At 42.7% G+C, this 10,957-nt stretch carries 11 protein-coding genes; 3 read left to right on the top strand and 8 right to left on the bottom strand.

Annotated elements, in window-relative coordinates; all coding sequences use genetic code 11:
• Positions 1–156 precede the first annotated feature (156 nt).
• The 3 genes from dxs to xseB form a co-directional block, all read right to left on the bottom strand.
• Positions 157–2,028, bottom strand: coding sequence for a 1-deoxy-D-xylulose-5-phosphate synthase (gene dxs, locus CWC03_RS17890; protein ID WP_138583037.1), 1,872 nt, complete (start codon positions 2,026–2,028; stop codon positions 157–159).
• A gap of 166 nt (positions 2,029–2,194) precedes the next feature.
• Positions 2,195–3,094, bottom strand: a complete 900-nt coding sequence (gene ispA / locus CWC03_RS17885) for a (2E,6E)-farnesyl diphosphate synthase (RefSeq protein ID WP_138583036.1) — start codon at positions 3,092–3,094, stop codon at positions 2,195–2,197.
• Positions 3,094–3,333: an exodeoxyribonuclease VII small subunit gene (xseB, locus tag CWC03_RS17880; protein ID WP_138583035.1), complete on the bottom strand. Its 240-nt coding sequence runs from the start codon at positions 3,331–3,333 to the stop codon at positions 3,094–3,096. The genes ispA and xseB overlap by 1 nt, the downstream gene beginning before the upstream one ends.
• Before the next feature lie 234 nt (positions 3,334–3,567).
• Between xseB and pomA the strand changes: the two genes are divergently transcribed.
• The 3 genes from pomA (at position 3,568) to CWC03_RS17865 (ending at position 6,002) form a co-directional block, all read left to right on the top strand.
• Positions 3,568–4,335 (top strand): flagellar motor protein PomA, encoded by a 768-nt coding sequence (gene pomA / locus CWC03_RS17875; protein WP_010372079.1) that lies wholly within the window; start codon positions 3,568–3,570, stop codon positions 4,333–4,335.
• 2 nt (positions 4,336–4,337) lie between these two features.
• Positions 4,338–5,267: a flagellar motor protein MotB gene (locus CWC03_RS17870; protein ID WP_138583034.1), complete on the top strand. Its 930-nt coding sequence runs from the start codon at positions 4,338–4,340 to the stop codon at positions 5,265–5,267.
• Positions 5,268–5,489: 222 nt separating this feature from the next.
• On the top strand, positions 5,490–6,002 hold the full coding sequence (locus CWC03_RS17865) for a hypothetical protein (protein WP_138583033.1): 513 nt from the start codon (positions 5,490–5,492) through the stop codon (positions 6,000–6,002).
• Positions 6,003–6,025: 23 nt separating this feature from the next.
• Here CWC03_RS17865 and CWC03_RS17860 read toward each other — a convergent pair whose 3' ends face one another.
• The 5 genes from CWC03_RS17860 to CWC03_RS17840 all read right to left on the bottom strand — a co-directional run bounded on the left by CWC03_RS17860 (position 6,026) and on the right by CWC03_RS17840 (position 10,661).
• A complete protein-coding gene (locus CWC03_RS17860; protein ID WP_171040278.1) occupies positions 6,026–7,228 on the bottom strand; it encodes an aromatic amino acid transport family protein in 1,203 nt (400 codons plus the stop codon).
• 158 nt (positions 7,229–7,386) lie between these two features.
• The gene (gene lipA / locus CWC03_RS17855; RefSeq protein WP_010372064.1) at positions 7,387–8,352 is read right to left on the bottom strand and encodes a lipoyl synthase; all 966 of its coding nucleotides are present in this window, start codon (positions 8,350–8,352) and stop codon (positions 7,387–7,389) included.
• Positions 8,349–9,002, bottom strand: a complete 654-nt coding sequence (gene lipB / locus CWC03_RS17850; protein ID WP_130163564.1) for a lipoyl(octanoyl) transferase LipB — start codon at positions 9,000–9,002, stop codon at positions 8,349–8,351. Before lipB ends, lipA begins: the two co-directional genes overlap by 4 nt.
• 19 nt (positions 9,003–9,021) lie before the next feature.
• The gene (gene ybeD, locus CWC03_RS17845) at positions 9,022–9,300 is read right to left on the bottom strand and encodes a DUF493 family protein YbeD (RefSeq protein ID WP_010372058.1); all 279 of its coding nucleotides are present in this window, start codon (positions 9,298–9,300) and stop codon (positions 9,022–9,024) included.
• Between the two features lie 779 nt (positions 9,301–10,079).
• Positions 10,080–10,661, bottom strand: coding sequence for a hypothetical protein (locus CWC03_RS17840; protein WP_138583032.1), 582 nt, complete (start codon positions 10,659–10,661; stop codon positions 10,080–10,082).
• Positions 10,662–10,957: the final 296 nt, after the last annotated feature.

Raw genomic sequence — 10,957 nt, 5'->3', positions numbered from 1 at the left:
GTCTCAGTTACAACTTCTGCAAAGCAATTGACTTGCGGAAGTAAGATTGTGGATGCGGTAAAGCTCGTCATTAGCTCTCAAACTGTCAACGTATTTCAGGACAAGAACAATATAAAAAGGCTTCCACGTGGAAGCCTTTTTTAGAACAGCTTAGAGTCAAGACTGTGGATTTAGCCAAGCCTTAATTTGCTGACTTATTCCTTCGCTGCTTAAACCTAGTTCGGCGTGGATCTCAGTTTGAGAACCATGCTTAATAAACTCATCAGGTAGGCCGAGTAGCTTGATTGGCTTTAGATGGCCTTGGGCTAATAGATATTCGCTCACCGCAGAGCCTGCACCACCAGCAATCGCATTGTCTTCAAGTGTTACAAAGCGCTCGTGAGTTACCGCTAATTCTTCGATAAGTGCGGTGTCTAAAGGTTTTACAAAGCGCATATCAACTAGTGTGGCATTTAGTTCTTCGGCAATGGTTTGAGCGCTTTCAAGCAATGTACCAAAGCTTAAAATAGCCAGCTTTTCGCCTTCTCTTACTACCTTGCCCTTACCAATTTCCAGTTCGGTCATTTCTGTAATAATCTCTGCGCTTCCCGCACTGCCCCTAGGGTATCTTACCGCAGCTGGCCTATTTAGGCGGTGGCCAGTATAGAGCATTTGGCGACATTCATTGAGGTCACTTGGTGCCATGATCACCATATTAGGAATACAGCGTAAAAAGCTTAAATCATAAGCCCCTTGGTGTGTTTCACCATCCGCACCAACGACACCTGCGCGGTCAATAGCAAAAAGTACAGGCAGATTTTGCAGTGCAACATCATGAATTAATTGGTCATAAGCACGTTGTAAAAAGCTTGAATAAATAGCAACAACAGGATTCAAGCCTTCGCAGGCAAAGCCTGCACCAAGCGTAACAGCATGCTGCTCAGCAATAGCGACATCGAAATACTGAGCTGGGTACTCTTTAGAAAAGCGCACCATGCCAGAGCCTTCACGCATCGCGGGTGTAATAGCCATCAGCTTATTATCTTGTGCGGCCATATCGCAGAGCCAGTCACCAAACACTTTTGAAAAGGTCGGTGCGCTGGGTTTTGATTTGGGTAAGCTATGCACGGTTGGATCAAACTTTGGTACGCCATGGTAGCCAATAGGATCCGCCTCTGCAGGCTTGTAGCCTTTCCCTTTTTGCGTTTTAACATGTAATAACTGTGGTCCCTTAAGGTTACGCATGTTACGCAGCGTATCAACTAGGGTGCCAACATCATGTCCATCGATTGGGCCAATATAGTTAAAGCCAAGCTCTTCAAAGAAAGTGCCTGGGATTATCATCCCTTTTAAATGTTCTTCCATTCTGCCAGCAAGCTCTTTGACTGGCGGTACACCAGCTAACAGCTTTTTACTGCCTTCACGAATATTGGTATAGAAGCTACCAGAGAGGATCTTAGCGAAATGGTTTGTAAGTGCGCCAACGTTTTCCGAGATAGACATTTCGTTGTCGTTCAAGATCACGAGCATGTCCGGATTAACATCCCCCGCGTGGTTCATGGCTTCAAACGCCATACCAGCAGTCATTGCGCCATCACCAATAATCGCAACAGTTTTTCGGCCTATTGCCTCTCTTTCAGCGGCAATAGCCATTGCGAGCGCTGCAGAAATCGAGGTACTTGAGTGACCGACACTAAAGGTATCGTATTCACTTTCCTCTCGATATGGGAAAGGGTGTAGCCCATCTTTCTGGCGAATAGTATGCATCTGGTCACGACGGCCGGTTAAGATCTTATGAGGATAAGCCTGATGACCTACGTCCCACACTAATCTATCCTGAGGCGTGTTGTAGACGTAATGCAATGCAACGGTCAGTTCGACCGTGCCAAGACCCGACGCTAAGTGACCGCTGCTTTGAGAGACTGAGTTTAGCAAATACTCTCGTAATTCATCACTTAACACAGATAATTTATGCTGGGGTAATTGACGAAGTTGACTTGGGTCGTCAATTAACGCGAGTAAAGGATACTTGCTACTATCAAGTTTCATGGTATTTATCAGAGTCCTAGTGAGTCTTTGCTGAGTACTTACTCGCGTAGCTCACTTCATAATTATTAAAATTCGTCACCAACTGGTCATAATATTATGTTAGCCAGTATTTACAAAGTACTTGTGAATATTTTCTTAGCTTGACGTAGTTATTTTATACGCCAGCTTAATATTCTCGATCTATGATGTATTTTGCTAAATCTGCAAGTATTTCCGTGTTGCCGTCGATAACTTTGAGTGCATCCAGAGCTTCATCAATTAATTGTTCAGCTTTCTCTTTTGCTTGTTCGAGACCAAGAAGTGCTGGATAGGTTGACTTGTTGTGTTCCAAATCAGAACCTTGTGGTTTGCCAAGCACTGATGTGTCACCCTCAACATCTAGGATGTCATCTCTGACTTGAAATGCAAGGCCTATTGCACGACCATAAATGCGTATTGCATTACATGCTTGTTCGGTAACCTGCTCTGGGTTGCCGCATAAGATCCCAAGTTCCACAGCACAGCTTAGCAGTGCACCTGTTTTTAGCTTATGAATACGTTCAAGTTCATCTATGGTAATTGAGCGATCAGTAGCAGCTATATCAAGTGCTTGGCCACCAACCATGCCTTGTAGACCTGATGCTTTGGCTAGCGCGGAGATCATTTTTATTTGTGCATGATGATTTACTGCGAATTGGTGTTCACTTAACAGCTCAAAAGCCAGAGTTTGTAAGGCATCACCAGCTAAGATAGCTGTCGCTTCATCGAATTGAATATGGCAAGTTGGACGGCCGCGCCTAAGTTCATCATCATCCATCGCGGGTAAATCATCATGCACCAACGAATAGCTATGAACACACTCTATTGCAGCAGCGGCCTTGTCTAAGTCTTCTGGGGCCGCACCAAATAATTCACCAGTGCAATACACCAAGAATGGTCGCAAGCGTTTACCACCATTTTCTATACTGTAGCGCGTTGCGGCTTTGATATTTTCTTCAGTATCAAGCACATTATCAAAATAGTGTAAAACGGTGGTTTCTACACGAGTCTTAGCAGACAGGAGTTTTTCTTGTAATTTTGCTGACATTAGGCTTCGTTTTCAAATGGCTGTAATTGCGCTTGCTCACCTTCGCCCATTAAAATAGCGACCTGCTGCTCAGCTTGCTGAAGTTTTTGGTTTGAAGCTTTTGCGAGTTTTATCCCACGCTCAAATTGTTTAAGTGCTTGATCCAGAGGTAAGCTACCGTTTTCCATGTCTGCAACGATTTGTTCCAACTCTTGCATGGCCTCTTCAAAGCTCAAGTTATCAGGTTTTTTTACTGCCATATGTCACACTGACCCGTAAAGTAAAAGTGTGGCAATTTTAGGGGGATTGGGCGTCAAGGTCAAAAAAACCAGAGACTTTTTGATCTGACGGAGTATCGGCATTACAAGATCTGCTATAAACTCGCATTTTAAACACTTTTTAATATAATAGTGTTAAGTTGTAGAGAAACTTGCCGATAACTCAAACAATAATAACTGCGTGATTTATCACAAATAACTTCCCTCGGAGGACATGTGGATTTAGCAACGGTAATAGGGATCCTGGGTGCCATAGGTTTGATTGTAATGTCAATGGTACTAAGTAGTGATGGCCAGATCGCTATGTTCTATAACACGCCTTCCGTCGTTATCGTATTTGGTGGTTCAATTTTTATCGTGTTGTCCAATTTTACGCTTGGGCAGTTTTTCGGTATTGGCAAAGTGGCCGGGAAGGCCTTCATGTTTAAGATTGAAACCCCTGAAGAGCTAATTGAAAAAGCCGTTGAACTTGCTGATTCTGCGCGTAAAGGTGGTTTTTTAGCGTTAGAAGAAGCTGAAATCCCCAACCAGTTTATGCGTAAAGGCGTCGATATGCTAGTTGATGGCCATGACGCTGATGTTGTACGTGCCACACTGCAAAAAGATATTTCCCTGACGTCTTCAAGACACGAACTGGGCGCGGGTTTATTTAAATCCCTTGCTGATATTGCGCCTGCAATGGGCATGATCGGAACTCTCATAGGCCTAGTGGCGATGTTGTCTAATATGGATGACCCTAAAGCAATTGGACCAGCCATGGCTGTTGCGCTTTTAACAACTTTGTATGGTGCGTTTTTAGCTAACGTGGTTGCGATCCCTATTCAGGTAAAACTTGAACTCCGTAAAGATGAAGAGGAGCGAAATCAGCGACTTATCTTAGATGCTATATTAGGTATACAAGACGGCCAAAACCCGAAGGTCATTGAAGGTATATTGAAAAATTATTTGCCTGAGTCTAAACGTGGTGCTGAGGCTGAGGAATAATCATGTCAGATGAGAAGGAATGTAAATGTCCCCCTCCAGGTCTTCCGGCTTGGATGGGAACCTTTGCCGATCTGATGTCATTGTTAATGTGCTTCTTCGTACTACTGTTAGCTTTTTCTGAAATGGATGTGCTGAAGTTTAAGCAAATCGCCGGTTCGATGAAGTTTGCTTTTGGCGTACAAAATAAAATTGAAGTAAAGGATATCCCAAAAGGTACCAGCGTTATCGCGATGGAGTTTACTCCAGGAAAGCCAGAGCCGACACCGATTGAAACTATTCAACAGCAAACGGTAGAGATGACGCAGCAGATGCTCGAGTTTCAGGCCGGTGATGAATCTTCTGCGGGTGGTCGGCAAGAACAGCGTGGCAACAAGCGTGGTGGTGAGTCAGCCAGTACTGCGCAGGAAATGGCGTCAACGCAAGCAATTGCATCTGCAGATCAAGAACAAGTTAATGAGCTTGTGAAAAAGATTGCGCAGCAGCTAGAGAAGCAAATAATGGATGGTGCGATTGAGCTTGAGTCTCTAGGGCAGCAAATCATTATACGTATTCAGGAGAATGGCTCTTTTCCTGCGGGTAGTGCATTTTTACAGCCTAAATTTGAGCCTGTGGTTGAAGAAATTGCAGAGTTATTGAAAGATGTTCCTGGCGAAATCACAGTGTCGGGTCACACCGACGATTTTAGAGTGACGAACGAGCTATACTCAAATAACTGGGACTTATCGGCAACTCGGGCAGTGGCTGTCGCAACGGTGATGGAGCGAGTTCGTGGTTTTGATAAGAACAGAATGGTCGTAGTTGGACACGCAGATACTAGACCGCTCGTTCCCAATGAGAGCAATGCTGATAGACGACGCAATAGGCGCGTTGAAATCTCTATCTTACAGGGTAAAGCGAAAGAGTCGGACCCTATTGAAGTGAGGCAAAATTAATTACAGTTTGTTGCCAAATTACCGGGAATTCGCTATTGTTTCCGACGGTTCTACTTAAAGGAGAAATAGAATGATTTCAATAAAAAAACCTCAAAATTTTAGACTACCGGGCGGTAATGGTGAGGGTGGTGATGAAGAGGCAGAAAAAAAGCCGTCTTAACTGATTATAATAATCACTTGACCCATTAAAAATCATCATAACTAATAGTTAGAAGAGTAAATATGTTAGAGGCTTGGGAGTCGGTTAGGCTTTTTTATATCCAATACAGTATTCCACTTTCGTTGATTGCAGTGGTTGCCTGTTTGGTTCTAAGAGATATAAAAGCTGCTCGTTATGCGATTTTGATTGCTTTGTTTTACATTATTGGCTCTTTTACTGGTGATTTTATAAGAGCGATAGACAGTGGTTTAGTTTATCGCTATATATTTTGGGCATTTAACGACATTATTTTTATGGCAATAATTGCTGTTTGGGCTGTAAAAGACAAGGTCTATATGTGGCAGAGTGTGATCGCTCAACTTATTATTATTCCTGCACCGCTCTTACAAATGTTCCGCTTAGTCGACAGGCACTTAATGGAACTTAGTTATTCGTCATACCTCTATGTCACAATTATTCCAATTGTTAACTTTGCCACTTTGTGTTTGGCGTTTGTGCCAGTAGTAGCTTATTTTCAACTGAAACATAAACGATTACAAGCTGATTCACTAGAGAGTGTTGAAGTAGGCAGTTGATAGCCTACTTTTACATGATTTGTTTACCCTAAACTAGGAATAAGGCCAGCCATTTGCATCAGCTGGGAAGCAATGATCATTACACCGAAAGCGGCTGCAAGCCCTAGCCCAAGCGTACCACCTTTAACCTGATATCCATCATTGCCTCTGGCTTTTCTCTGTTTCCATACCATAGCGACCGGTAGAAATACCGCTAACACCACGAGTGCAATCGCTGCGTATCCCAATGCCATAATAAAGCCCTTTGGATAAAAGAGGGCAAAGCCAAGGGGTGGTAAAAAGGTAATGAACGCCGTTTTTACACGGTCTTTCTTGGTATCTTGCTTTTTAAAGGCATCTGCAAAAAAGTCGAATAAACCAAGGCTTACACCCAAGAACGAAGTCGCGAGAGCAAGATCTGCAAATATAGTCACAAATAATTGCACGTTGTCGTTGTGTGCGATAGAGGAAATGCTAGTTACAAAACCTGGTAGTCCCTCACTTGCCATTAGGCTCTCTTGACCCATAACACCTTGGCTCAGTAATTGCCAAAATACATAGATGATAAGCGGGAGGGAAGCACCAAGCATCATTACTTTACGTAATTGTCGGATATCTACGCCCACATACTTAACGATTGATGGGATTGAGCCATGAAAACCAAAGGAAGTAAAAACTACCGGAATCGCTGCAATTACCAGGCCTTGTTCTACCGGCATATCGATGAGGTGCTGGCCGTGAACATAAGGTGTTAAAATAAAGAACAAACTCGCGAGCACAATAACTTTAATGGTAAATAATAACTGATTGAGCTTATCGACGGTACTTGTGCCTAATGTCACTATGGTCGCTATGATAACAGCAAGCAGTACAGAGCCCAGTTGAGGGGTTATTCCATCGCCCATCATACCAACAAGCTTGGTTTGAAGCTGGGCGCCACCACCTGCGATATAAGCGGCACATAATGCATAAAACAAAAAGACCATTGAAAAGTTAGCGACATACTGCCCCGTTTTACCAAGTAAGTTTTTTGCTAGTGTATTTAATGTTGCGTCTTGATCTGCGTATTGATGTACTTCCAGCATAAGCAATGCAGTATAGGTCATTAGCAACCATGTGATTGCTAATAATGCGATAGCGGTAGAAAAGCCAAGTCCTGCTGATGCAATAGGGAGGGCGAGCATACCTGCGCCAATTGTAGTACCTGCTACAATCAGCATGCTGCCCAAAGTTTTATTCTTTAGCACGTTTTGCCCCTGATTATTATTATCTGGTGAGGCAAGATATAACGAATAGTGAGGAAATGAAACCGTTTTGCTGTTAATGGCTGTTAGACGGGGAATTACGGATACAAAAAAGCCGTATAGGAATACGGCTTTCAAAACAGTGAATATAGTTGCACTGTTTATTTTACTTCTTTACCCGCGGCTTGCTGATCTGCATGGTAGCTAGAGCGTACAAATGGTCCGCAAGCTGCGTGGCTAAAGCCTATCTCGTCAGCATATTCTTTTAGCCCATCAAACTCAACTGGTGGTACGTAGCGTTTGACTGGCAAGTGGTGCTTTGAAGGTTGTAGGTACTGGCCGACGGTAAGCATATCTACGTTATGCTCGCGCAAGTCTCTTAAGACTTCTTCAATTTCAGAGATTTCCTCGCCTAGTCCAACCATCAAGCCAGATTTAGTTCTCACTTCTGGGTGCATTTCTTTAAAGCGGCGTAGTAATTCAAGTGACCACTTATAATCGGCACCCGGACGCGCTAGTTTGTAAAGTCTTGGTGCTGTTTCAAGGTTATGGTTGAATACATCCGGTGGGGTTTCGCTTAAGATTTCAAGCGCTCTATCCATACGACCACGGAAATCAGGTACGAGAATTTCGATTGTAATACCTGGATTGTGCTTACGGATCTCGCGAATACAGTCGGCAAAGTGTTGTGCACCACCGTCGCGCAAGTCATCACGGTCAACAGAGGTAATAACAACGTAGCTTAACTTCATGTCTTTAATCGTAAGCGCAAGCTTTTCCGGCTCTTGTGCATCAGGTTTTAGTGGACGACCATGGGCCACATCACAGAATGGACAGCGGCGAGTACAAATTGCACCTAAAATCATAAAGGTTGCGGTACCGTGATTAAAGCACTCAGACAGGTTAGGGCAAGATGCTTCTTCACAAACAGAGTGTAAACCGTGCTTACGCATTGCTTGTTTAATGCCATCGATACGTTCACTTGATTTTGGCAAACGGATCTTTAACCACTCAGGCTTTCTCAGCATTTCTTCGCGTTCTGTTGGCATGACTTTAACTGGGATCAATGCCATTTTTTCTGCATCGCGGAGCTTTACCCCTGGCTCCATTTTGACTGGTTTACTCATACGTTTTCAAACCCTTCAGTGTATTCGACATGCTCAGCATTAATGCGTTTTAGCATGTGTTTTACCAGACCAGCCCCCGCATCAGCGACGGTTTGAGGTCCATTAATTTCGCTACTTTGCACCATATTCATGCCCGCATAACCACAAGGGTTTATTCGTAAAAATGGGTTAAGGTCCATATTAACGTTGAGTGCGAGACCATGAAACGAGCAGCCACGGCGGACTCTGAGTCCAAGAGATGCTATCTTGCTATCGTTGACGTATACACCCGGTGCATCGGCTTTAGCATAAGCCTCTATCCCATATTCTTTTAGGGAGTCGATAATGCTTTCCTCTAGCCAAGTGACGAGTTCACGTACCCCTATTTTCAATCGCCGTAAGTTGAGCAGAACATAAAGCATTTGTTGCCCTGGACCGTGATAGGTAACTTGACCACCGCGGTCCACTTTTACGACAGGAATATCACCGGGCGCCAAGACATGCTCTTCTTTACCGGCTTGACCTTGTGTAAAAACAGGCTCGTGTTCCACCAGCCAGATTTCATCCGCTGTGGTGTCATCACGCTCATCGGTAAAAGATTGCATTTTGTGCCAAATTGGCTCGTAACTACAAAGGCCGAGTTGGCGCACAATTAACTTACGAGATTCCATAATTAGGGGTCCTTACCAACTACAGGATGTAACGGACGTCTTCGATGCCACCGATCTCGGTATAAATCTGCTCGATATGCTCTTTGCTGGTTACGGTAACGACAAGAGATACGGCTTCATAGGTGCCTTTGCTGCTTGGTTTAACCTTTGGTGCATAATCACCCGGTGCAATAACCTGCAGTTTAGCTAGGATCTGATCCGTCAAATCGACATTTGCAAGGCCCATAATCTTGAATGTAAATGGGCAAGGAAATTCTAAGTATTCATCAAACTTAGTATTTTTAACTGGTTTTACCACGACGGTATCCTTTAAAACTTACTACTTAAGCGCTACATGATGGCCGAAAGCCAAGTTTACAAGAGTGAGTTTTACTTTCAGCATGGCCTGCGCTCACCACTCAATTCGCGTATTCTATCATTTTTAAGACAAAAAAAAACGTCCACGATAAGGACGTCTTTGCTGAGTCATTTTGAAGCTAGCTTTCACCATTGATTACGTCTTTACAATCATCAAAAATTGCCAAAGTAGCTAATAGAAGGAAGCAGTGATTGCTAATTGCTAAACCTTCCGAGTCAAAGAAAAGTCGCAATGCAGTCGTTGTTAATAGTAGTATCAAAAGCGCTGTTTTGTTGTGTTTCAAGGTCTTTACTATGTTTCTTTTAGACTGCTTGGTTCTAGCGCTAATAATTCATACCAGCTGATAAATGATGATACTAACTACGGCAAGATTGATGCCGGTAATAAGCATTGAGGGAGGTGAGAGAGTAACAATACTAACCAATAGCAGAATAAATATTGGAATGTACCCCAAATACTTCATATTGGTTGTTTCCGCTTGGGTATCGTTAAGCTGCGCAGCAAGTTGATAAAGTGCGTCGTACAGAGCAATATAAAAACCAAGATACAATAGTACAGGTTTATTTAAATAATCACTTAGTATGAAGCAGACAATAAATACAGCCATGCTAATGTGGATTTAGATAGGAGATTGTTGCTCGGGGTGTAAAAAGTCAATCAATATTTAACCACTGATTGACTTTTATCTAAATAGGTTATTGCGAGAACTCTAAACTAGTTTAATCAGTCTCAAAAATATTCTCACTAATGATATGGTTTAAGTACTGTATGTAGCAGCTAAAAATAACCATATAATTAGCAGCCAACGCTCCTACGGGTATAGATAGAAAAGGTGTGGTGCACATAACAACAATGAGTAGCAGGTTAACAGAAAGAATAAACCTCGACTTGGTTTTTAACCTCTCCTTTATCGCGTCAATAGCGGACATTTTTCTTATTTTATACACAATTCTTATAACATGGGCTGCTAATAACATAGCGAATGCAATATTAAAAAGTGTGAGTAGTAGGTATTCAAGGTGCAGCCCGGCAATACCTATACAAGCAAACGCTAGCATAAGTAGTAACTGTATCCAGTGCTGTTTACAGTAAGCTATGAGCGTAACTTTTGCACACACTCCTTGTTCTTTTGCCACTACGGATAATAAATCCCAAGCAGGTACAATTAGCGCCATATAAAAACCAATATATAAAAGTAGGCTTGACTTGTATAAAATAGCAGAGAAAAGCAGTAATACTGCAATAGTCAACTTGGCTATTGGTAAGCCTGGTTTTAGATATATACGGTCTATGTAGTTCATAGGAAAGCCTTTAGTGTGTATCACCTATTAGATTAACATCTTTCTACTTCTTCTCATTCATAACAGTCATCATCGATACAAGTCAGAATACTCTGCTGAACAAAACCTCCGAAGAGCTACTGGACCACTGTCATTATTTCCACAGTACACTTCACCATTATTACCACGGTTGTTACCATCATCATTTAAATATCCTTTTATTTATAATTTGGGTTTTGTACCTCAAACTTATTTTGACACGGTGTTTCTAAATCGTAAACTTAAAGTGAGTTTTAGCGGTGTGGTATGTTGAAAAG

The sequence above is a fragment of the Pseudoalteromonas sp. S2755 genome (assembly GCF_005886535.1).
Lineage (GTDB): Bacteria > Pseudomonadota > Gammaproteobacteria > Enterobacterales > Alteromonadaceae > Pseudoalteromonas.
The sequence above is the reverse complement of the archived record's forward strand: the minus strand, read 5'-3'. Positions and strand labels throughout refer to the sequence as shown.

Bases quoted from the DNA above. Each gene is read 5' to 3' on its own strand.
- CWC03_RS17865 (WP_138583033.1), top strand. From the start codon at position 5,490: ATGTTAGAGGCTTGGGAGTCGGTTAGGCTTTTTTATATCCAATACAGT.
- lipB (WP_130163564.1), bottom strand. From the start codon at position 9,002: ATGGAATCTCGTAAGTTAATTGTGCGCCAACTCGGCCTTTGTAGTTAC.
- ispA (WP_138583036.1), bottom strand. From the start codon at position 3,094: ATGTCAGCAAAATTACAAGAAAAACTCCTGTCTGCTAAGACTCGTGTA.
- xseB (WP_138583035.1), bottom strand. From the start codon at position 3,333: ATGGCAGTAAAAAAACCTGATAACTTGAGCTTTGAAGAGGCCATGCAA.
- CWC03_RS17870 (WP_138583034.1), top strand. From the start codon at position 4,338: ATGTCAGATGAGAAGGAATGTAAATGTCCCCCTCCAGGTCTTCCGGCT.
- dxs (WP_138583037.1), bottom strand. From the start codon at position 2,028: ATGAAACTTGATAGTAGCAAGTATCCTTTACTCGCGTTAATTGACGAC.
- CWC03_RS17840 (WP_138583032.1), bottom strand. From the start codon at position 10,661: ATGAACTACATAGACCGTATATATCTAAAACCAGGCTTACCAATAGCC.
- lipA (WP_010372064.1), bottom strand. From the start codon at position 8,352: ATGAGTAAACCAGTCAAAATGGAGCCAGGGGTAAAGCTCCGCGATGCA.